Below are 20705 nucleotides of genomic sequence, written 5' to 3'. Positions count from 1 at the left end.
TCTGTGAACAGCAAGAGAAGCGAGCTGAGGGCTGCGGTCTCAGCCGGAAGGTCACACGCGGCGTCAAAGAGCGGCCGAGGCACTCGACGATCGGTCCGACTCAGAGACGGTCCTTCTGCCACTCCGTGACCCGCCCGCTCAGCGAGACGGGCGAGACGTGGAGCCGATACGCCGCTGGAGATCACACATGGTCACCAGCGGACTGCGGTCCTCGGGGAACTGGCGACAGTCGAATACGCGAGCCCACCAGTATCAACCCCCGATCCGCACCGCTTGCGGCCGGGGTGAGCCCAGGCCGCGAAGGGAGGGGCCAGCGCTCAGCCAATGACCGCAGTCCGTCGAGCAGTCCGCAGGCCACAACGCCGGTAAGCCCATCGGTCGGCAGCCTTGCGCCTGGCGGAGTGCACTTGTTCCGGAGCTGCGGTATTCCGGTGAAGAGCCGCCGCAGGAGCCCGTCCGCTTCTGCCCCTGGGCGGGCGCTCCTGGTCAACCGCACGGCCTACGGCAGCGAATGGCGATGCGGTGTGGCGGACAGACATCTCGGTCGCCCGGACGGCTTCGGCATGGGAGCCTCACACCCGTGGCTACTGAAGACGAGGTGGGGGCGCTCCATCGAGCGCGGCTACGACGACGACATCTACGAGTGCACCAACGACCTTTACTGCCGAAACTGGCTACACGAGGCGTGGCTTCTACTGGACGAGCACATCGTTCAGCTCTGGACCCAGCAGATCAGAGCTCTGGATGACCGGTACAGGGTCGCGACCGTCGATGATGACGGCCACGGACTCGGCCAGTTCCACAAACTTCCTGGCCCCGACCTGTGGTGGTGGCGACGATACCCCCGCGTCCTCACCGGGGACCTTGGGCGCTCGCTTCGCTCTGTGCAGGACGAAGAGCGGCCCGCCGCGGGGTGCGGCGGGCCGTGATGGGCGTGCTCAGGTCATCCTTTGAGCGGTTAGAGAGGGTGTAGTTGGCCGGGCCGGCGGGAGTACTCCTAGCTCTCGCTACTCCTCGCTGGAAGGAGGCCGGTCGACGAATACGCGCAGCTGGCGGCCTGCAGTCGTCTCGATGAGCCGGAGGACCCCAGGGTCCTTGGCTGAGAGGGCGTTCGTTGCTGTCTCGCACCAGTCGTCTCGCTCGAGAAGTGCCAGATAGTCGTCCCGATAGGACTGCCAGCGCTGAAACGGCCCGATCGAGCCTGAGTCACCGTGCTCACCCAGACTGTCCGCCAGCCACGCCGCGAGGCAAAAGCGGCTTGCCGTGGGCCTCAAGCGCTTGAGGCTGCCTAGGTGGGCAGCCACTACCTCCTCGGCATGTGGGTAGCGTGCCAGGGTCATGCCCATGCCGGCGCTGTAGGTCATCACCAGGAGCAGTCGACCGGTGTGGTCAGTGACGTCGGTGTCCACGCAGGGTTCGGTGATGGCTTCGTGGAGGCCGGTGGTCTGAGCGACTTTGCCGACGAAGTAGGCGTTGAGGAAGTCACCGTCGCATGCCCTGCGGAGGAGCCAGGGCTGAGCAACGGGATCGTCGAGTCGGCAGAGGGCCTCGACGACGTAGACGCGTCCCCACCCGGTGACTCGATCAGCGAGCCAGAGGAGAGCCTCGGTGCCTCCCGGCTGTCTTTCCAAGGCGTGCGCCGCGAGCGGACCGAACCGGTTGGACAGCAATCCGATCGTTTGGATCAGGGAAGTGTCGTCGACCGATCCGACGGCCGCGATCAGGGCGAGGCCCACGGCTGCTGAGCAGCGGTCGGCTGCGTGTCGGACCAGCCACCGACCCGTCTCGCGGACGCGTTCCGTGTCCGCCCGCTCAGCGGCGGCGGTGATGTGTTCGTTTGGGTGAATCGGGATGTAGATGTCGTGGAATGCGTCGGCCAATTTACTTGGAGGCGCGGTGGGACTGGCGAAATGCGTGTCCAGGATGAGCGCCGCGTCCTTGCCTGCCGCGCGTCGGTCCTTGGGCGGCTTCGGCCGAGGGTGACGACGGTGCAGCGCATCGTCGGGGTACGGTTCCCCGTCTCTCGGTAGCGGCTCTTCCGGGGTCAGCCGGTGGAGCTGCAGGGCGTACTCGAAGAGGGGTGTCCGTGAGTCGGGCTGTCGTGGCCCGATCGAGCTGCTCATCGGCGGGCGGAGGACTCGATTCTTTTGATCATGGCCCTCAGCATGCCACGACGGTCGTTTTCGCAACAGGCTCTCGACGCGGTGCGGCGTTGTAGCGAACACATCTCCGGCTCCGGCTCCGGCATCCGCAGCAAGCTCAGGCCTTGGGCTCGCGTCGGGCGGCGATGTAGTCCGTCCAGTCGCGCTTCGCCAGGGTGGCCCATCGGGTTGCGTTGTGGACGCTCGTACCGGTGACTTCCGCGAGGATGGACGCCGGGACGTCGTTGGCCAGGGCGAGGCGGGCTGCGTTGCGGCCGGCGAGTCCTGTCAGGTCGGCTTTCCGGAGTTGGATATGCATCGACTGCATTCACAGCGGCCGCGCCGGGTTGGAGCCTGGGAAGCGCCACGGGGTGGTCCTGGCGGAGCGGTTGTTCTGCCAGGCCGCTTCGGCCAACTCCAGTCGCTGGCCGACCAGAGCGGAGATGCGTGGTGGCAGGTCCACCTGGTGCCCGTTCAGGCGAAGGCGCACGGCCTTGCCCTCCCGTACGACATCGCTGGTGGTGAATCGGAGGATCCTGCTGATCTGCAGGCCCAGGAGCAGGACCAAACTGCCGACCACGCGTGTCGCCAGTGAGAGGGTCTCGTCCTCGACGCAGCGCCGCAGTTGCTGCAGCCGCTCTTCGTCCTCGATGAAGACGCTGGGCTCTTCCACCCGTCGCCGCGGAACGTCGAAGTCGCGGGCGGTGAGCTTGTGGCGCTCCGCCCACTGCAGAAACACACGGATGTCCCTGCGATGACGCTTGCCCTGGGACAGCCACCGGTCGAGCGAATGAGTCCGGTCAACGACTCGGTGCCGGCCGCCGGAGCAGCCGACCGCGATCGTCACGTCGAAGTCCTTGGTGAGCTCCAGGTGCGCGTGGAGGGCCAGATCGGTGATCTGCATCGGCGATGCCGGGGGTGCGCAGCACGGTGTCGACGACTGCCTGGTCGCGGGCGGTCATCTCGCGCTTCTCCGGGTCGATGTGCGGGTCTCGGAAGGGGCGCAGGTCGATGAGCAGCCCGACGCCGAAGCGGTCAACGCCCAGATGCGGCAGTGTCCTGGACGCGTTGGAGGGCAAGTTCCCCAAGGCCCCACCTCGACGCCGCGCAGGGCGACCTGCTGGCGTTCACCGCGTTCCCCCGGGAGATCTGGCGGCAGATCTGGTCCAACAACCCCCAGGAACGGCTGAACAAGGAGATCCGCCGCCGCACCGACGTCGTCGGGATCTTCCCCGACCGCACCGCCGTCAACCGCCTGATCGGCGCCGTCCTGGCCGAGCAGAACGACGAATGGACCGAAGCACGCCGCTACATGAGCCGCAAACTCCTCACCAAAACCCGCATCCACCCGGAACGAGTCAGAAACCACCGAATCCGACCTGCCCACAGCACTCACCGCATAACATCAAAACAAGATCACCGAGTGGCCGTCGATACACCACTCCAGCGGACGTGACCCTGTGGCTGCCAGGCATCCTCTGAGGTGGGTTGCGGGAACTCAGTCGGCCCAGGACCAACATGAACCTCGGCAGCGCCGCGGGGGGGAAGGCGCCCCCGAGGGATACACTCCGCCCACCAGGACCGGACGGATCTTCGAATGGATCCGGTTTCAGCGGTTCGGGGTTCACTGCTTGAGATCCCATGGGGGGATTAGTGTCAGAATCCAAACCGACTCGGCCCACGGGCCGCCGGCGTCTTGTCGCCGCCTGCACGGCCGGCATCCTTTCCCTCGGCGCCTTCGCGCTGAGCACGGGCGCACAGGCCTCAGAGCCCGGTACGCACCAGACCCTGAAGCGGCCCACCGCAACCGACGCGCACGTTCCGCACATCGCCGCACCCACCACGTCGGTGAAGAAGTCGAAGCTGGCGGCGGACGCCGCAGCTCAGACCCCGGCGCCCGTCCGCTACGACATCGACGGTGACGGTGCCAGCGACCAGCTCTACCGGGACGTGCGCTTCGAGTGGCACGACTCGCCGGTCGGCGAGGATCGGTACCTGGGCATGTCCGCCGAGCAATACAAGGACGTGGTCACCCCGGGCAACATCGATGGGACGACCGGCCCTGACGTCCTGGGTCTGACCGCCGGTGGCAAGCTGGAGATGTTCAGCGGGTCGAACTTCCCGAAGTCCTCGTCGTGGACCAGCACGGGCTGGGCCGTGTACAACAAGGTCTTCGCGGTCGACGACGTGACCGGTGACGGCATCCCCGACATCGCCGCGCGGACCTTCGACGGGCACCTGTACCTCTTCCCGGGCAACGGGAACGGTGGGGCACCGTTCACGACGCGGCTGCTGATCGGTGGCGGCTGGGCGGTGTACGACCAGCTGACCAGCCCGGGCGACCTCGACGGTGACGGCATCAGCGACCTGGTCGCCCGCGACACCTCGGGGAACCTGTACCTCTACAAGGCCACCGGCAACGCTTCCGCGCCCTACAGAGGCAAGGTGCTCATCGGCACCGGCTGGAACACGTACAACCAGATCATCGGCCTAGGGAACAGCGACTCCGGCGTCGGCTACCTGGTTGGACGTGCCTTCAACGGCGACCTGTTCCGCTACTCGGTGAACGGCGCGGGTGGCTTCGAGTCCCGCGTGCCGGCTGGCGGCGGCGCCGACTACATCGACGTCATGGCCGGTATGGGCGGCATTCCGGACTGGGGAAAGAAGGGGCTCTTCGCGCTGACCCCGTCGGGGACGGTGTACGGCTTCGTCCCAGACAACAAGGGTGGGTTTTTCTCGCGGCAAATGGCGTCCGACCCGGAGTGGTACGCCGGTATCTCGGACTTCGTCCTGGGCGTCTCGCCGACGGACGCCGGCAACCCGGAGATGCTGCTCAGCGACGGTGGCACCCTCTACAACGAGGCCCGTCGCATGCCCATCACCACCGGCTGGTCGTACGGCCTGATGGTCGGCCCCGGTGACCTCAGCGGTGACGGCAAGAGTGATCTGCTGGCCCGGAACTCCTCGGGGCAGCTGTACCTGTTCAAGGGCACGGGCACCGGCACGGGTTACACCGGCCGCACGCTCGTCAGCTCCGGCTGGAACGCCTACAACGCCATCATCGGCGCCGGCGACATGAGCGGCGACGGCCGGACCGACATCCTGGCCCGCAGCACCGACGGAACGCTCTACCTGTTCAAGGGCACCGGCAACGCCAAGGCGCCGTTCGCGGGCCGGGTCAAGCTCAGCTCGGGCTTCGGCGGGTACAACAAGATTGCCACCGCCGGCGACATCGACGGCAACGGCCTGGCAGACCTGCTCGCGGTCAAGGCCTCGACAGGCACGCTCTACCGCTTCAGCGCCTACGGCACCGGGCAGTTCGCAGCCGGCGTCCCGCTGGGCAACGGCTGGAACACCTACAGCAAGCTGTTCTGACCGCCCCAGGTGAGACCCGCCGTAGGCACGACCCGCAGCAACGAAGGCGCCCCGTACCCCTCGTGGGTGCGGGCGCCTTCCGCCGCGACACCGCTCCGAAGCCATGATCAAGCTGGCGACAGCCGACCTGATGAGCCGTCGACTGACAGTGATGATGTTCGTGGTGACGCTGCGGGTGGGTCTGACCCTCCGACTGACTGACGTCTCGACTGTCCTGTTTGGGATTGTCGGCCCGCCGGGCGTCACCCCGCACACGGCCGGGCGGGCGTTTGTGACCTTATAGGAGCTTGGTCCAGAAGCCCCGTCACTGTCTTGTCCACCCGCTCGACCGGCGCGTGCCGCCCTCGGAACGGACACGCCACAAGGACGGACATGACCAGCATGACGCACGACGGCCCGCAGGTCACCGGCGGAGTCGACACCCACGGCCTGACCCACCACGCCGCCGTGATCGACCAGGTCGGCCGGCACCTGGCCGACCGGAAGTTCCCCGCCACGATCCGCGGCTACCGCGACCTGCTGGAGTGGATGCGCTCGCACGGCGCACTCGCGGGGGTCGGGGTCGAGGGCACCGGCGCCTACGGAGCCGAACTCGCCCGGGTGCTGACCGCCGCCGGAGTCGTCGTCGTCGACGGCGACCGCCCGGACCGCAAGATGCGGCGGATGAGGGGCAAGTCGGACCCGATCGACGCCTATGCCGCCGCGAGGGCTGTGCTGTCCGGCCGGGCCACCGGCGTCCCCAAGAGCCGGGACGGCGTGGTCGAGGCGGTGCGGGTGCTGCGGATCGCCCGCCGCAGCGCGGTCAAGGCCCGCACGCAGGCGATGAACCAGATCCGTGGCCTGCTGGTCTCGGCCCCGGCGGTACTGCGCGGGCAAGTCGGCGGCCTGGAGCGGGCCGCGCTGATACGGACCCTGGCCCGGCTGCGGCCCGGTCACGACCTCTCCCGCCCGCTGGCCGCGACGAGGGCGGCGCTGCGGCGCCTCGCCCGCCGTCACCAGGCACTGGACGAGGAGATCGCCGAGCTGGACACGGAGATCGGCCCACTCGTCAAGCAAGCCGCCCCGCAGTTGCCGGAGCTGTTCGGCCTCGGGCCGGAAACCGCCGGCCAACTGCCGGCCTCGGCTGGCGACAACCCGGAACGGATGCGGTCCGAGGCAGCATTCGCGCACCTGGCCGGTGTCGCGCCGATCCCCGCGTCTTCCGGCCGCACCCACCGCCACCGCCTCAACCGCGGCGGCGACCGGGCTGCGAACAACGCGCTGCGAACAACGCGCTGCACACCATCGTGCTCACCCGCATGCGCTTCGACGAGCGCACCCGCGCCTACGTCGACGCCGCACCAAGGAGGGACTGAACAAGAAGGACATCATGCGCTGCCTCAAGCGATTCGTCGCCCGAGAGGTCTACCGCGCGCTGACCAGCACACCAACCGAACGAGTCACCCAAACCGACCCAGCACCAACGGCTTGACAGCCATAGGAGCATCCGCGGAATCTACCCCGAATTGCTGGTCACAGGACTCTCCTCAGGTGATGAAGACGAACGGAGGCGGTTCGGCGCAGTGCCGTGACCGAGCGGGCTGTTCACGAATACCCCTGACCAGGCATCCCAGAGGCGTACGAAGATCGCTTCCCGTATCGGCGGAGATCGTTTCCCACCCGCCTGGGGCCGGGTCCTCCGCTGTCAGACGCAGGGGCAAGGATGGGCGGCATGACGAAGACCGCAGCGGACTACGCGTGGTTCGAGAACGACTTTCCAGACATCGCCGAGGCGTACTGCTTCACCCTCGTGCGGGGCCTGTCCCCCGCTGAGCTGATATCTCGGCTGGACGGACGACCGGAGGCCCCCTTGCAAGGCATAGCCGAAGTCGTCGACACTGCCTTCGCCCAGTACAACCTGGAGGATGGCGCCCGCCAGCTGATCGGCATGACGACTGTCGGCGCCTGGACGCTGCTGATCGAGCCGAACGGCTACCTCGGGGTCACCGAAGAGCGAGTCCTGCCTGCCTCCGCCGGGGCGAGCTGGGTCTCCCACTTCCTCAACGTCAACGCCCTCGGCACGTTCCTCTGGGCCGAGGACCAGGTCCTGCGGCTGTGCTTCGACCCCATGTTCCCGGAAGACCGCTGGGGCACCGCGCCCGACGTACTCCTCGACGCCATGGAGCGGATCGGCTTCCATCTCGAGGAGGAGGCCCCCGAAACGGATCTCTCCTCACCGGCAGCGTTCGCTCTGGCAGAGCACCTGACCGGCGTCGCCATCACTCCGGCGCTGCTCCAGGACACGACGTTCAACTGCGCCACCGTCCGGTTCCGGTGACTCCCAAGCCCGGGGCCGTGAAGGCGGCATGGAAGATGGCGCGGTGACGACCGTCAGTGACAATCACGTCAAGGTCCACTTCCGGATGGACATAGACAAGGACGGCTGGCCGCCAGCGAGCGTCGAAAGCCTGTGGGCGGTGGACTCGGCGACGGCACGGGCGGTTGGACAACTGCTGTGATCACCTCCCGGCACATCTTCACAACGGGTACGGTCCTGAAGAACTGCTCGTCGTGCGGTTCATGGACAACCCGTCGGAGTAGTGGCCCGCTCCGATCGACCGAAGCGGCCGGAGTGCCTTCTCGGGCACTCGCGCAGTGAAGGCGTCGTGTGCTGAAGCTCCTGTAGATCGTCAAGCCCGTGGGCGGGGTCCATAGGATGCGTTCGTGGCGCGATTTGATGAGGTCAAGGCGACGTTCTGGGGCGAGGGCCGGTATGGGATTCAGCCACCGCTGACCGACGCGGTCGTTCAGGAAGCCGAGCGTCGGCTCGGTGTCCGTCTGCCGACTTCGTTGGTGGAGATCCTGCGGGTCCAGAACGGCGGTGCGGTGGCGGAGCTGTGGAACGCGTTCCCGACCGATGTGCCGACGTCGTGGAGCGAGAATCACGTTCCGCTCGACGACGTGATGGGCATCGGCCCTCACGACGGTCAGTTGTCCTTGCTGGACACGGCCTATCTGGTCGAGGAGTGGGGTCTTCCGTCCCCTCTGGTTCTGTTGTCCGGTGATGGCCACTGCTGGATCGCTCTCGACTATCGGGGGTGCGGGAAGCGCGGGGAGCCGTCCGTGACGTGGTTCGACGTGGACGACGGCATGGAGCTCCCGCTGGCCGCGGACTTCCAAGCGTTCGTTGAGCGTCTGGTTGCGGCCACGTCGCTCGATTCCGATGACTCGGACGGTAGTTGGTCGGCGTCATGATCCGGTTCTGGCCGAGCCTGTCGCGTTCAGGGTGTTGGTGCTCACGAGGTGCCGGTAGATCTCGCGGGCGACGAACCTTTTGAGACACTGCATGATGTCCTTGGTGGAATGCCCTCGGCAGTGCGTCTGGCCACGTGGTTCCGTGTCCGTTCGTCGTGCCGCATGCGGACCAGGACGATGGTGTAGAGGGCGCTGTTGGCGTGTCGGTCTCCGCCGCGGTTGATGCGGTGGCGGTTGGTGCGGCCCGATGAGGCCGGTACCGGGGCCGCGGCGCACAGGTGGGCGAAGGACGCTTCGGATCTGAGCAGGTCGGGGTTGTCTCCCGCGGTGATCAGCAGTTGGCCGGCCGTCTCGGTCCCGACTCCGGGCAAGGCGACGAGACTGGGTGCCGCCCGGGATACCAGCGGAGCGAGGTCCGCGTCGGCCTCTTTGATCTCCTGTTGAAGGGTCTGGTAGCGCCTGGCCAGGCGACGAAGTGCCGTCTTGGCCGCGCAGGACGGATCCGCGAGATCACCGGTTGGCCGGGTCCGGGCGAGGGTGTCGATCAGCAGGCTGGTGGGCAGGCCACGCAGCTTGTCTCGCAGGGCGGAGGGAGCGGTGACGACCAGAGCGCGGATCTGGTTGATGGTCTGCGTCCTGGCCATGACTGCGCTCTTGCGGACCACGCGCAGGGCACGGATCGCTTCCACTTGATTTATCGGCACGCGCGGTGTCGGTGAAGGCGGGCTTGCCCTGGCCTTGCAGAACGAGCAGTTGGGGTCGGAGCGCAAGGATCTCGATGTCCTTGTCCCGGTTGCTCACCGGCAACAGGCACAGGAAGGCGTAGGCGTTGGTCGCGGTGAGGTAGGCCCGACGCAGCAGCACGACCGATCATGATGCCTTCATGGCCGGCGCATGTGAAAACGTCGTGGGTGAGGATTACGCACAGTCGGAGACGGGCGATCCAGACCGTGACCTGGCCGGATGATTTATCGGCACCCGCAGAGTCGAGGGCACCACGTCCCAGGCGGTCCAACGTTGCGGCCTATGCGGATACCGCTACTGCGGCCTGGCCAAGACCAGCCTTCAGCACCAGCGAACCGGCGCTGCGATCAACCTCGCCCGCATCGACGCTCACATCACCCAGACACCCGGGCACGCACCAGCCACTTCGCAGCACTTCGCCCTCGAGCTCATCCTCGGTGGGGCGAAATAACCCCAGGTCCGTCCCGAATAAGCCAACTGCGTCCACAGTGCGGGGCTGACGGAGTCAGAGCACGATGCCGGACGGCGCCGGACTTTACCGGCCTACGCGCTCGCACAGCGCGGCCAGGTCCGGCTGGACCCGGCGGTAGTCCCGTGTCGCGGGGTCCCAGTGCAGGACGGCGCCGTACAGGTCCCCCTGTTCCTGGCACAGCAGGAGTTCGTCGCCGTCCTGCGAGACCGCGAAAGGCAGCCATGAGGCGGGGGCGGAGGGTGTGCCGGCAGGCGCCGAAGGCGTCTCGGCGTGGGCGCCCCGGTGGGCCTCCGCGGACCCTACGGCGCTCTGGTGGGCGCCGAGCGTCTTCGACGCGGTGAGTTTCCGTACGGTGATCCGGCTCGACGGCTCCGCCGCCTTCACTCGGACCCGCGCCTCGGTCAACTCCGCGCTTCCGTAAGGTCGGTAGCCCCCGGGGAAGACCTGGAAGCCGTCCGGCTCGTCGGCTCCGTCGTGCAGCAGGAGGAAGGCGAGCAGATGCGGGTGCAGCGTGGTGGGCACCGCCCGGGCGTCCTGTGGCCGGGCGGGTGGGCGCAGGGCCGCCTGGGCGGCCGGCGCAGTGCGCAGCAGGCGCTGCTCGGCGTGCCGCCACACCTCGCGCAGCCATGCCGCGGGCAGTTCCGGCGACGGGACGAGGCTCCACTCCAACCTCCGTCCTGCGCACGGTCGGTGGGCGGCCTGTCCTAGCATCCGCAGCGGCTCGCCGGACTCCAGTACGTCCGCGAGTTCGGTGACCAGGGCCAGGAGGTCAGGCCAGCAGTGCTCGCCCCCGTCGCCGGACTCGGGGTCGAATCGCAACACGGCTCCGTAATCCGGTCCTTCGCGGTGGTCGACCACCAGGTACTCGCCGGTCGAGGTAGCGGCGAACGGCACCCACCAATCGGCCCCCGGCCCGGCGCCCGCTGCCCGCCACCCGGTCATCCTGGCGGCGGACAACAGACCAAACCTCGGCAAGAGTTCAGCCCCGGACGACCACTCGATGCCATCATGAGCGGACAACAACGCGACCAGGAAGGGATGCAACGCGAGCGCACCGCGTACCGCGGCGATCTCCTTCCCGGACGCGGGCGCCCGCAGCGCCGCGAAGTCCTCCGGCACGTTCGACCGCAGCCAGCATTCCACCCGAGTCCACGCCTCCGTGAACTCGACGACGCTCTCGTCCACGACATCGCTACCACCCACAGCCGAAACCCTACTGCCGGCAGGGCGGCCCGGGTACTCAGGCGGTGGTCGGGGTGGTGAGCTTGTAGGTGCCGAGAACCGCGTCCGTGCGGGTCAAGCGGCGTGATGGTACTCGTGGATGATGCCGTTGAGGCGGTCGTGTCTGCGGACGTCGAGGTGGGTGTTCCGGTCGGATGTGAGGGGTCCTGGGAGAGGGCGTAGGGGGGCGGCACCCGCGAGGGTCCGGTGGGGTCTGTTTTCGTTGTGGAACTGCTCGTACTCGCGCAGGGTGTGCGTGAGGTGGGTTTGGCCCCAGATGAGGGTGCGGTCGAGCAGTTCTGCTCGGCAGGAGCGGATCCAGCGTTCCATGAGCGCGTTCATGCGGGGCATTCTCACCCCGGTTTTGACGACCTCGACGCCCTGATCGGCGAGCACGGTGTCGAAGGAGGTCGGGTAGCGCAGGTCGCGGTCGCGGACCAGGTAGGTGATCCGCGCTCCGGAGTCTTGGATGTCCATGGCCAGGTTGCGTGCAAGCTGAGTGACCCAGGCGGCGGTCGGCTGCGTCGTGACGCCAAGGATGCTGACGCCTCGGGTGGCGTGTTCGATCACCGCAAGGACGGTCAGGGTCGCGCCGGTGAGGGTCTTGGTCTCGAAGAAGTCGGCCGCGAGGATGGCTTCGGTTTGGGAGCGGAGGGAGGTTGCCCAGGTGGTGTGCTGCCGGTCGGGTGCGGGTGGGATGCCGTGTTCTTTGAGGATGGTCCACACGGTGGAGGCGGCGACCTTGATGCCGAGCGGCGAGTTCGCCGTGTATGCGCCTGTAGCCCCAGCTGGGGTTCTCTCGCACGAGGCGCAGGACCAGGACGCGGATGGATCGCACAGTGCGGGGCCGGCCCGGGTGCTTGGGGCGGGAGGCTTTCGCGTGGCGGCGTCGGAGCAACTCGCGGTGCCAGCGAGCAGGGTGTCCGGGGAGACGATCAGATGTAGTCGACGAAGCCGTTCCCGGGGAAGGCGGTGGAGCAGGGCCGAGAGGAGTGCCCGGTCGGACCAGGTGAGTTGGGGCTTGCCTATCTGGCTCTGCAGTACCACCAGTTGGTGGCGCAGGACCAGGATTTCGAGGTATTTCTCGCGGCTGCTCATTGGCAGCAGTCGTATGAAGCTGACGGCGGTCGACAGGGTGACGTACGGCAGTCGCAGCACCACCGTCGAGCATCCTCGCAGCCGGCTGAGTCGGCTCCACGAGCAGCCTTCCCTACATCGGACACCCAACTGCCACCAGGCACCGCTGACCCCGGACACCAGGGCTGTGACCAGCACGGATGCAATATCCGGCACCTACACCGCTACCGCTCCGCTGGGCGCGCGTCCGGCGCTCGGCCGCGCCGTCGCTCCTGTCTCCGCCCCGCTCGGCACGGCCCGCGCCGCGCGCGCCCACGAGGGTAGGCCCAGGGGCATGAGGTGATCCCGCACAGCCGAGGTCACAACTATGCCTCCGGCGGGGGCGCTCAGGCTCCGAGATGGCCCCAACTCGCCGGCGTCTGCACGTTCATCGTGGTGAGTGGGGGTGCTCCCATCCCGACTGCCATCGACCCGGGCAAGCCGAGCAGTCGCGGCCCGGGGCATCAAGGTCGTTCGTACAGTGGCGCGCTCCACCTTGACGCCCTGAACCACGCCCGCTCCACATACGTGCGGGCCGACGGCAGACGGGATGGGAGAAAGGCCAGGCTAGGGCCGGTGCAGAGCATCGCACAGCGTCCTGTCAGTCTCTCCGCATGAACGATGTGTGGGAGACAGTTACCCCGGTAGAGCATGCGCTGTTGATCTGCGCGCAAGAGGCGTCCGGCATTCTCGCTTACGTCGAGGCCGACATAGATGATGGCGAGGACTACGAGCCAGTCGACCTAGTGAGCGGTGTACTCAGCCTGGTCGATCGCGGGTGGGTGCATGTGCACCGCATCGAACCCTGGACTGCACCGGACGGGCGCAGAGGAGCCGACTACGGCCCACCGATCCCTCGCGCCGAGATTCCCTCAGTTCTTGAGGATCCAGCGACCTGGGACGAGCCCCACGACTCAAGCTGGCTCGGTGCGATCACGCTCTCTTTCACCGACGCCTGGCGGGAACTTCACCGTCGGCGCTGATCCTCCCCAGGTGGACGGCCGGCAGCTTGGGCCCAATCTCGCCCTATTACTCTCCGCTCACGGGCACACACACTCGAACGTATGGGCAGAGACGGCACCAACCAGGACCTTGTGTGCGAGGAGTGCCGCGACCCTGTGGGGCTCACATATAGGAATCGGTCTCTGGTCAGCGGCTTCGTAGCGATGTCAGCTGGCGATCTGGTACTCGTTGATGAGTCCGTCGAGGACCGGTGTGCGGTGGACGCGGTGCTTCGCGAGGTCGATGGGGCCTGGGGGCGCGGATTCAGCCTGCGATGGACAGAGCTGGCTCAAGGAGCGGTGGGGGCGGTGTTCGTTGTAATGTCCCAGGTACCTGGTGGATGGCGCGATCGAATGCCCCAACCTGGCCGGATCACCCTGGATCCGCCGGTGGCCCCACCGCGGGTTCTCCTGCGCCAGACGCAGCACCAGCTTCTTGAGCGCGGCAGCCGTCGGTGGGCGGTCGGTGCGCCGACGTCGGTCGGAGTAGGCCCACCGTTTCGCGATCAGCCTGCGGTGCCAGGCCAGCAGCGTCCCCGGGGTGACCGGGAACACCCGCGCCCAGTCGGACCGCGGAATCAGCGACTACAGCGCGGCCAGCCAGAACCGGTCCGCGCGCTCGTAACGGACCGGACCAGCGAGTTGCCGTCGCAGCACCGCGTTCTCATGCCGCAGCACCAGCAGTTCGGCGTCCTTGGCCGTGTTGCGGCGCATCAGGACGCCCGGCACGGATAGCAACGCACGGGTGATCCGATACATCGGCGAGATGATCACCCGCGTAGCATCCCAGCCGCCAGCGAACGCCTCTCACGCGGACCCCACCTGCCGCGACGACTCCACGAACCCCACAGGTTGTCCGGGGGCCGGATCCGCGAGGTGTCCCGCTGCAACTCCGCGAACCCCGCGCAGCTTTAGGGCTCCGCCGGCAAGGGCTGACGGCGCCTCCACCCCCGTCTGCGCATCTCCCCGTGTCTTGCTTCATTTTTGCTCCACCCGCAGTCGCAGTAGCGTGCAGACCGCTGTACGGATGCCGCGGCGCGCGCCACGCGAAGGCGGGCCTGCACCTGCGGATTTCCCCGACCGCACATGCCGGCTCCTGACCGCAACGCAACTCGCGGGGCGACACGCCTCCTTGTGCCCAGATTGCCCGTCACCGAGCATCGACTCCGTATCTCGTCGTGCGCCGAGGAAGGGTGGCTCCCATGCTGGAGGAGTACATGGACCGCGCCGCGGTCGTGGATGTCGCCGTCGCGTACGCGATCGCCCTGGACTCCCGGGACTGGAAGTCGCTGGGCATGCTGTTCACCGAGGACGCCTCCTGGGCGTACAGCGGTTCGGGTGAGCCCCTCCTCGGGCGGGACGCGATCGTCGCGCGGCTCAGCGCCGGCGGCGATCGCTACGACGCCACCCACCATCTGAACGGAAACCATGTCGTGGTCGTGCACGGGGAAGAGGCCGAGCACACCTGCTACTTCCAGGCCCGGCACATCCGCCGTGGCCTGCCCGGCGGGGAGAGCCTTCACGTGGGGGGCCGCTACGAGGACCGGCTACGGCGGACCCCGGATGGCTGGCAGATCACCCACCGCGAGGTCACGAAGGTGTGGAGCGAGGGCAACCCCGCGGTGACCTCCGCCTGACTCTGAGCAGCAGCCTTCTGACGTTGTAGGTGCCGAGAATTATGTCCGTGCAGCTCAAGCGGCGTGATGGTACTCGTGGATGATGCCGTTGAGGCGGTCGTGTCTGCGGACGTCGAGGTGAGTGATCCGCTCGGATGTGAGGAGTTCCGGGAGAGGGCTTAGGGAAGCGGCGCCCGCGAGGGTCCAGTGGGGTCTGTGTCGTTGTGGAACTGCTCGTACTCGCGCAGGGTGTGCGTGAGGTGGGTTTGGCCCCAGATGAGGGTGCGGTCGAGCAGTTCGGCTCGGCAGGAGCGGATCCAGCGTTCCATGAGCGCGTTCATGCGGGGCATTCTCACCCCGGTCTTGACGACCTCGACGCCCTGATCGGCGAGCACGGTGTCGAAGAGGGCCGGGTAGCGCACGTCGCGGTCGCGGACCAGGTAGGTGATCCGCGCTCCGGAGTCTTGGATGTCCATGGCCAGGTTGCGTGCAAGCTGAGTGACCCCTGTGAGGCTCAAATATAGGATCTGGCCTCTGAGCTGCGGGTTCTTGGTGGTGTCAGCTGGCGATCTGGTACTCGTTGATGAGTCCGCTGAGGGCTGCCGTGCGGTGGACTCGGTGCTCGGCGAGGTCGATGGGGCGTGGTGGTCCGGTTTCGGCTTGTGATGGGCTGGCTCAGGGCGCGGTGGGGCCGGTGCTCGTTGTAGTGCTCCAGGTAGTTGGTGAGGGTTCGGCGCAGGTGCTGCTCGTCGAGGATGAGCGTTTGGTTGAGGAGTTCGCGGCGTAGGGTGCCGTTGAACCGTTCGCAGTGTGCGTTCGCTTTGGGGGCCTGGGGCGGGCTTTTCGGAACGCGCAGGTCGGCGTCGGTGAAGACGGCGTCGAAGGCGTCGGTTAACGGGCTGCAGCGGTCGCGGATCAGGAATTTCCGGTTCTGGGTGTCCGTGTCGGTGTCCATGAGGAAGTTGCGGGCGGCCTGGGTGGTCCATGGGCCGGTGGGGTTGGCGGTGACGCCGAGCAGGTGGGTACGTCGGCTGCCGTTTTCGAGCAGGATCAGGGCGTAGACGCGTGTGAGGTTGATGGTGTCGACGTGCAGGAAGTCGACGGAGACGATGTGCTCGGCCTGAACTGTGAGGAACTGTTTCCAGGTTGGTCCAGAACGCCGTGGGGCTGGGCCGATGCCGGCCTCGTTCAGGATGTTCCACACGGTCGAGGCAGCCATTTTGTGGCCGAGGCGGGTGAGTTCGCCGTGGATGCGCCGGTGGCCCCATTTCGGGTTGTCGGCAGCCAGTCGGCTGGTTCGTAGTGCACGCGCGGACCTGTCGGCGCAGGACCGCGTTCTCGTGCCGCAGCATCAGCAACTCCGCGTCCTTGGCCACGTCACACCGCAGCAGCAACGCCGGCGCGACAGCAGGCGGCGGCGTACACCGTGGACAAGGTCACGAAACATGGTCCAGACGAGGAAGGGCCGCAGCTCAGGGACCTTGGCCGGGTTCCTCACTGCGACGGTGTTCCGGCCGGAGCAGGGCCACTCCTCCAAGCTGCGTCGACGCCTGTCGACGGATAAGAGCGGAAGTAGGGTGCGGGAAACAGGGAGCCGTACACCCACTCAGGCTCCGTCAGCCGTTCCATGCCTCATCCACCTTTCTGCGGGGCGCCAAAATTCGGCCGGACCTGGAGCCGAGGGGGGAGGAATAAGTCATTCCGGGATTCATTCTACCGACCGGCCCGGTCGCTCCCTTATGATGAGTGGCCGGATTACCCTCCGGTTACGAAGTATGAGAACATGCGCAGAACGGTGACCGCCTTATTGGCGGTTTGCACGGTCCTGCTACTCGGCATATCTCCTGCAAAGGCGACCGGTGACGACAGCGACAACAAAGTCTTGGTGAAACGCGTTTCCGTCCTACCCGTGGAGTCGGAACCACCCCTGCAGCCGCGCACCATGACGAAGTATGATCGCCCGGTATTCGCCGAGACGCCGCAGGAGATCCAGCAGCGCTCGAAAATCTCGGCGAACACCGCGCACGAAAGGTCGGCAGGAAAGGCCGTCGGCCTTTCCGACTGCGCCGCCGACAGCCAGAGCGGCCAGCCGGGCGGTCACACCGTCGACCATCTCCTCTACTGCGAGGCGGCGCGGGTCAGCGCGGAATACCAGGTATACGACCCGGAAACCGAAGTGTATACCACGATCGGGGGCTACATTTTCGATCTCGACACAGTGGGGACGCCTGGCAGCGGGCGTTCTGTAGCCTTCCAGACACGCTTGAGCAACTTCGTTCCCTATGGCGAGAACATCGCGGAGATGCCGCTCTTCCTCACCATCGACTGCAAGCCCCGGTTCGGGGAGACATGCACACCGAGCAAGCCGACCCAGCGCACCGGCACGATCGCGAGCTGGATAGCGGACGGAAACGCATCCATCTCCTTCACCTCACCGGTCACAGGAGCGACGACCGGCGACGAGAAGCTCTCCTGGTATGACTTCCACACGAGGGTCGGGCTGGTCGGCGGCTACCGGGAGGCCGACGTCGTAGGTGAGGGCTTCCGCTGCGACTCCGCTGCTTATCTGGCGACACCGGGCTGCGTGTTCGATTCGGTGACCGAGGTGTGGAGCCTCACGATGGACAGTTCGGTGCAGGAGACGTCCGAGCACATATTTCGAGCGCAGACCTACCCCACGCTGACACTCCCGCTGTCGGATGACGGATCGGCCAAAAGCATTCCCGGATCGCCGGCAAGCGGGCGGCCGTTGAGCAGGCTGAAGTCCACCGACCCCATGTACGGGCGCAACCGGGGCGCCGCCCAACGCGCCTGCCGGCGCTACTGGGGCGGAAACTACTCGGCCGGCAACACCTACCAGTGCGACGAGTATCCGTTCGCCTCGACCTATCAGGGCGGGTCGAACGGTCCCAACACCTTCTCGGTCCAGGTAGTCAAGGCCGACGACAACACCACGGCGGGGAACAGGCTGGGGACCTTCTACAAGGAACAGCGCATCATCGACTCCGACCCCTTCTACGTCCAGGTGGTCGACGCCTCAGGGAATCCCATCACCTATGCCCCGGATCCCCCGGCGCCACCTCAGCACCCCTCGCTCGGCGGGGACATGAACGGCGACGGTAACAGCGACCTGGTGGCGGTCGACACCGCGGGCCTGCTCTGGTTCTACCCGGGCAACGGCGATGGAACGCTGGGCTCACGGGTCGAGATCGGCACGGGGGGTTGGAAGCAGGCGATCGTCAGCCATCGTGGTGACTGGACAGGTGACGGCAAGGAAGACCTGCTGGCCTATTTCCCCTCGACCCAACTCGCGTGGGTGTACCCGGGAGACGGGACCGGACGCATAGGCGCGAGAATCGCGCTCAACACGGATGCCGCGACAGCCAGTTGGTTCCGCTACGCCTTTCTCGGGATCGGTGACCTGACAGGGGACGGATATCCCGACCTCCTCGACAACCAGTATCTGAACGGCAACTCGATACTCGGGCTGGGCCGGGGTGACCCGAGCCATGCGGCACACCTCGTCAGTCCCGAGGTCAACCTGGGCAGCGGCTGGGACCTGTTCACCCTCGCGGCTCCGGGGAACGCCGACGACGCGGGACGGGTGGACCTCCTGGCCAGGGACGTCGTCTCCGGGGTGCTGTACATGTACTACGGGAGCACGGCGTCGAAGCTCACCTCGCGGACGGTCTACGGCTCCGGTGGGTGGTCACTGGCCAACAGACCTCTGATCACCTCGGGCAACGACGCGGACTGCGACGGGATACAGGATCTGTGGGCGACCGACGCGGCGGGAAAGCTGCTCTTCTACCGGGGCAGCCAGGACAGCACGGGACACCCGATCGACGGCCCCTCGACCGTGGTCGGCAACGGGGGCTGGGGAAGCATGACGGACATCAACTGAGCTGTATGCGCCTTGCCTGAGCCGTACCGGGCCCTTCGGCTGAAGCAGTACGATGGCGCCCGGTACGGCGCCGCCCCCGGCACGTGGCCGAGGCGGCTCGGACCGACGTGGCCTTTCGCAAGCGGCGCTCCGGTGCCTGCCGTAAATAGAGCGACCTGACCGAGGTGTTCAGACGTGACCGCGTTACAGATGTCCGTTCAGGGTCGCCCGATCGTCATGCGCCGGCTGTTCGTGGTGGCGGGCGATGCCACACCGCATCCGATCCAGGAAGTGGCGAGGGTGCCGTTCGACCTCGGCAGGCCCGTCTGGGCGACCGCTCACGGCTTGGTGCTGGTCTCGGCGGGCAACGACTTCTACCCGAGGGTGACCCTGGAGTCGTGGACGGGCCCGGCGGTGGAGCCGCCGGCGGACCGGACGTGGGAGGACCTCGGCCGGTTCGAGGTGGGGGTGCCCGCCGGCAGCATGTGGATCGAGCATGCCGACGGCCCCAGGGTGGGCGGGCCGCTCCTGCTGGCTCCGGGGGACTACGGTGGCTGTGTGTTCCGGTGGGCAGACGACCTCGTGCCCTACGAGGACGATCTGGACGAGGAGGCTCCGGAGCAGGTCATGGAGGAATGGCTGATCCGTTTCTGGCACCGGGGCCGCCCCGCCGCGTAGCGATAGATCGCACCCTGTGGGGCTCGAAGAGTCATCGCTACAGCTCAAGCCACGTACTGGTCTGGTTGATGACTTCGCCGAGGATCCGCGTCCGTAGGAGTTTGCCCGGTGTACCCACGGACCGGTCCGGCTGTTGGTGTGCGGCTTCGGGTGGCCGTTGGTCTCGTGATCGGTGCGGTCGGTGGGCGTTGTTGTGGTGGTGGTACTCGGCGAGTACGCGTCGGGCGTGGGCCTCGTTCATGACCAGAACGTGGTGGAGCACCTCTCGGCGGATCGTGCTGATGACGCGCTCGCACTGGGCGTTCATCCGCGGCGCTCGGGGTGCGCTGAGCAGCACGTGGATGCCTTCGGCCTCGAAGACGGCGTCGAAGGGCTCGGTGTGCTTGCTGTCGCGGTCGCGCAGCAGGAATCGGACCGGCCCGACGCGGGTGCCGAGGTCGGCGGTGAGGTTGTGGGCCTGCTGGACCGCCGACTTGGCGGTCGGGTGCGCGGTCATGCCGGTGATGTGCAGCCTGCGCGTGCCGTGTTCACGGAACGCCAGGGCATACAGCCGCTTGCCGGTGATCGTGTCGATGTGGAAGAAGTCCGCCGCGACGATCCCCTCGGCCTGGGCGGTCAGGAATTCCCGCCAGTTCGGGCCGGTGCGACGCGGGGCCGGGTCGACGCCAGGCGCGTGCAGGATCTGCCAGATCGTGGACGGCGCGATCGAATGCCCCAACCTGGCCGGTTCACTCTGGATCCGCCGGTGACCCCACCGCGGGTTCTCCTGCGCCAGACGGAGCACCAGCTTCTTGAGCGCGGCAGCCGTCGGTGGGCGGTCGGTGCGCCGACGTCGGTCGGAGTAGGCCCACCGTTTCGCGATCAGCCTGCGGTGCCAGGCCAGCAGCGTCCCCCGGGGTGACCGGGAACACCCGCGCCCAGTCGCACCGCGGTCCGCCCAGTCGGACCGCGGTATCAGCGACTACAGCGCGGCCAGCCAGAACCGGTCCGCGGGCTCGTAACGGACCGGACCGGCGAGTTGCCGTCGCAGCACCGCGTTCTCATGCCGCAGCACCGGCAGTTCGGCGTCGTTGGCCGTCTTGCGGCGCAGCAGGACGCCCGGCACGGATAGCAACGCACGGGTGTTCCGATACATCGGCGAGATGATCACCCGCGTTGCATCCCAGCCGCCAGCGAACGCCTCTCACGCGGGCCCCACCTGCCGCGACGACTTTACGAGCCCCA

General features: G+C 67.2%; 19 protein-coding genes and 5 pseudogenes. 13 read left to right on the top strand and 11 right to left on the bottom strand.

From position 1 onward, the window contains the following. The first annotated feature begins 524 nt into the window (after nt 1–524). Nucleotides 525–929: a hypothetical protein gene (locus tag ACGFMP_RS15435; RefSeq protein ID WP_393672777.1), complete on the top strand. Its 405-nt coding sequence runs from the start codon at nt 525–527 to the stop codon at nt 927–929. A gap of 78 nt (nt 930–1007) precedes the next feature. On the opposite strand, the gene ACGFMP_RS15430 is transcribed toward ACGFMP_RS15435, so the two are convergent. The 3 genes from ACGFMP_RS15430 to ACGFMP_RS15420 form a co-directional block, all read right to left on the bottom strand. Continuing rightward, complete coding sequence (locus tag ACGFMP_RS15430) at nt 1008–2123, bottom strand: hypothetical protein (protein ID WP_393672775.1); 1116 nt, start codon at nt 2121–2123, stop codon at nt 1008–1010. A 136-nt stretch (nt 2124–2259) separates the two neighbouring features. After that, nucleotides 2260–2460, bottom strand: a complete 201-nt coding sequence (locus tag ACGFMP_RS15425) for a hypothetical protein (protein WP_393672774.1) — start codon at nt 2458–2460, stop codon at nt 2260–2262. Nucleotides 2461–2469: 9 nt separating this feature from the next. After that, a complete protein-coding gene (locus tag ACGFMP_RS15420) occupies nt 2470–3045 on the bottom strand; it encodes a hypothetical protein (RefSeq protein WP_393672773.1) in 576 nt (191 codons plus the stop codon). A gap of 109 nt (nt 3046–3154) precedes the next feature. Between ACGFMP_RS15420 and ACGFMP_RS15415 the strand changes: the two are divergent. From ACGFMP_RS15415 to ACGFMP_RS15385, 7 genes and pseudogenes are all read left to right on the top strand, one after another. Next, nucleotides 3155–3544: pseudogene (locus ACGFMP_RS15415) on the top strand (transposase); the annotation flags it as partial. A gap of 250 nt (nt 3545–3794) precedes the next feature. After that, nucleotides 3795–5516, top strand: a complete 1722-nt coding sequence (locus tag ACGFMP_RS15410) for an FG-GAP repeat domain-containing protein (protein WP_393672772.1) — start codon at nt 3795–3797, stop codon at nt 5514–5516. 103 nt (nt 5517–5619) lie between these two features. Continuing rightward, nucleotides 5620–5799: a hypothetical protein gene (locus ACGFMP_RS15405; protein WP_393672771.1), complete on the top strand. Its 180-nt coding sequence runs from the start codon at nt 5620–5622 to the stop codon at nt 5797–5799. An 89-nt stretch (nt 5800–5888) separates the two neighbouring features. After that, nucleotides 5889–6987: pseudogene (locus ACGFMP_RS15400) on the top strand (IS110 family transposase). Between the two features lie 240 nt (nt 6988–7227). Then, the gene (locus ACGFMP_RS15395) at nt 7228–7833 is read left to right on the top strand and encodes a DUF6461 domain-containing protein (RefSeq protein WP_393672770.1); all 606 of its coding nucleotides are present in this window, start codon (nt 7228–7230) and stop codon (nt 7831–7833) included. Nucleotides 7834–7876: 43 nt separating this feature from the next. After that, the gene (locus ACGFMP_RS15390; RefSeq protein WP_393672768.1) at nt 7877–8014 is read left to right on the top strand and encodes a hypothetical protein; all 138 of its coding nucleotides are present in this window, start codon (nt 7877–7879) and stop codon (nt 8012–8014) included. A gap of 205 nt (nt 8015–8219) precedes the next feature. Then, nucleotides 8220–8750, top strand: coding sequence for an SMI1/KNR4 family protein (locus ACGFMP_RS15385; protein WP_393672766.1), 531 nt, complete (start codon nt 8220–8222; stop codon nt 8748–8750). A gap of 41 nt (nt 8751–8791) precedes the next feature. Here the strand turns inward: ACGFMP_RS15385 and ACGFMP_RS15380 are convergent, their stop codons facing one another. Beyond that, nucleotides 8792–9439 (bottom strand): transposase, encoded by a 648-nt coding sequence (locus tag ACGFMP_RS15380; RefSeq protein ID WP_393672764.1) that lies wholly within the window; start codon nt 9437–9439, stop codon nt 8792–8794. Between the two features lie 228 nt (nt 9440–9667). Between ACGFMP_RS15380 and ACGFMP_RS15375 the strand changes: the two are divergent. Then, nucleotides 9668–9917: pseudogene (locus ACGFMP_RS15375) on the top strand (IS5/IS1182 family transposase); the annotation flags it as partial. Between the two features lie 112 nt (nt 9918–10029). On the opposite strand, the gene ACGFMP_RS15370 reads toward ACGFMP_RS15375, so the two are convergent. Both ACGFMP_RS15370 and ACGFMP_RS15365 read right to left on the bottom strand, forming a co-directional pair. Further along, on the bottom strand, nt 10030–11169 hold the full coding sequence (locus ACGFMP_RS15370) for a hypothetical protein (RefSeq protein WP_393672763.1): 1140 nt from the start codon (nt 11167–11169) through the stop codon (nt 10030–10032). A gap of 93 nt (nt 11170–11262) precedes the next feature. Then, nucleotides 11263–12348 (bottom strand): annotated as a pseudogene (locus tag ACGFMP_RS15365) (integrase core domain-containing protein). 569 nt (nt 12349–12917) lie between these two features. On the opposite strand from ACGFMP_RS15365, the gene ACGFMP_RS15360 reads away from it, so the two are divergent. Further along, nucleotides 12918–13286, top strand: coding sequence for a hypothetical protein (locus tag ACGFMP_RS15360; protein ID WP_393672762.1), 369 nt, complete (start codon nt 12918–12920; stop codon nt 13284–13286). A gap of 354 nt (nt 13287–13640) precedes the next feature. On the opposite strand, the pseudogene ACGFMP_RS15355 reads toward ACGFMP_RS15360, so the two are convergent. Next, nucleotides 13641–14018: pseudogene (locus tag ACGFMP_RS15355) on the bottom strand (integrase); the annotation flags it as partial. 488 nt (nt 14019–14506) lie between these two features. Here ACGFMP_RS15355 and ACGFMP_RS15350 point away from each other — a divergent pair. Continuing rightward, on the top strand, nt 14507–14941 hold the full coding sequence (locus tag ACGFMP_RS15350; protein ID WP_393672760.1) for a nuclear transport factor 2 family protein: 435 nt from the start codon (nt 14507–14509) through the stop codon (nt 14939–14941). 158 nt (nt 14942–15099) lie between these two features. Here ACGFMP_RS15350 and ACGFMP_RS15345 read toward each other — a convergent pair whose 3' ends face one another. Next, nucleotides 15100–15396, bottom strand: a complete 297-nt coding sequence (locus ACGFMP_RS15345; protein WP_393672759.1) for a hypothetical protein — start codon at nt 15394–15396, stop codon at nt 15100–15102. Nucleotides 15397–15434: 38 nt separating this feature from the next. Beyond that, a complete protein-coding gene (locus ACGFMP_RS15340; protein WP_393672758.1) occupies nt 15435–16124 on the bottom strand; it encodes a transposase in 690 nt (229 codons plus the stop codon). A 579-nt stretch (nt 16125–16703) separates the two neighbouring features. Between ACGFMP_RS15340 and ACGFMP_RS15335 the strand changes: the two genes are divergently transcribed. Both ACGFMP_RS15335 and ACGFMP_RS15330 read left to right on the top strand, forming a co-directional pair. Next, the gene (locus ACGFMP_RS15335; protein ID WP_393672757.1) at nt 16704–18824 is read left to right on the top strand and encodes an FG-GAP-like repeat-containing protein; all 2121 of its coding nucleotides are present in this window, start codon (nt 16704–16706) and stop codon (nt 18822–18824) included. A 189-nt stretch (nt 18825–19013) separates the two neighbouring features. Next, the gene (locus tag ACGFMP_RS15330; RefSeq protein ID WP_393672756.1) at nt 19014–19481 is read left to right on the top strand and encodes a hypothetical protein; all 468 of its coding nucleotides are present in this window, start codon (nt 19014–19016) and stop codon (nt 19479–19481) included. 37 nt (nt 19482–19518) lie between these two features. Here the strand turns inward: ACGFMP_RS15330 and ACGFMP_RS15325 are convergent, their stop codons facing one another. Together ACGFMP_RS15325 and ACGFMP_RS15320 are read right to left on the bottom strand one after the other, a co-directional pair. Further along, nucleotides 19519–20199 (bottom strand): integrase core domain-containing protein, encoded by a 681-nt coding sequence (locus ACGFMP_RS15325; protein ID WP_393672754.1) that lies wholly within the window; start codon nt 20197–20199, stop codon nt 19519–19521. Between the two features lie 243 nt (nt 20200–20442). Further along, nucleotides 20443–20616 carry a hypothetical protein gene (locus ACGFMP_RS15320; protein WP_393672753.1) on the bottom strand — a complete coding sequence of 58 codons (174 nt, stop codon included), beginning with the start codon at nt 20614–20616 and terminating at the stop codon, nt 20443–20445. Nucleotides 20617–20705 lie beyond the last annotated feature (89 nt).

It is taken from the genome of Streptomyces sp. NPDC049040, assembly GCF_043197715.1.
Lineage (GTDB): Bacteria > Actinomycetota > Actinomycetes > Streptomycetales > Streptomycetaceae > Actinacidiphila.
Note: the sequence above shows the minus strand (reverse complement) of the source record. Positions and strands in the feature narration are given on the sequence as shown.

Bases quoted from the DNA above. Each gene is read 5' to 3' on its own strand.
- ACGFMP_RS15430 (WP_393672775.1), bottom strand. From the start codon at position 2,123: ATGAGCAGCTCGATCGGGCCACGACAGCCCGACTCACGGACACCCCTC.
- ACGFMP_RS15425 (WP_393672774.1), bottom strand. From the start codon at position 2,460: ATGCATATCCAACTCCGGAAAGCCGACCTGACAGGACTCGCCGGCCGC.
- ACGFMP_RS15420 (WP_393672773.1), bottom strand. From the start codon at position 3,045: ATGCAGATCACCGATCTGGCCCTCCACGCGCACCTGGAGCTCACCAAG.
- ACGFMP_RS15405 (WP_393672771.1), top strand. From the start codon at position 5,620: ATGATCAAGCTGGCGACAGCCGACCTGATGAGCCGTCGACTGACAGTG.
- ACGFMP_RS15395 (WP_393672770.1), top strand. From the start codon at position 7,228: ATGACGAAGACCGCAGCGGACTACGCGTGGTTCGAGAACGACTTTCCA.
- ACGFMP_RS15360 (WP_393672762.1), top strand. From the start codon at position 12,918: ATGAACGATGTGTGGGAGACAGTTACCCCGGTAGAGCATGCGCTGTTG.
- ACGFMP_RS15350 (WP_393672760.1), top strand. From the start codon at position 14,507: ATGCTGGAGGAGTACATGGACCGCGCCGCGGTCGTGGATGTCGCCGTC.
- ACGFMP_RS15345 (WP_393672759.1), bottom strand. From the start codon at position 15,396: ATGGACATCCAAGACTCCGGAGCGCGGATCACCTACCTGGTCCGCGAC.
- ACGFMP_RS15335 (WP_393672757.1), top strand. From the start codon at position 16,704: ATGCGCAGAACGGTGACCGCCTTATTGGCGGTTTGCACGGTCCTGCTA.
- ACGFMP_RS15330 (WP_393672756.1), top strand. From the start codon at position 19,014: ATGTCCGTTCAGGGTCGCCCGATCGTCATGCGCCGGCTGTTCGTGGTG.
- ACGFMP_RS15320 (WP_393672753.1), bottom strand. From the start codon at position 20,616: ATGTATCGGAACACCCGTGCGTTGCTATCCGTGCCGGGCGTCCTGCTG.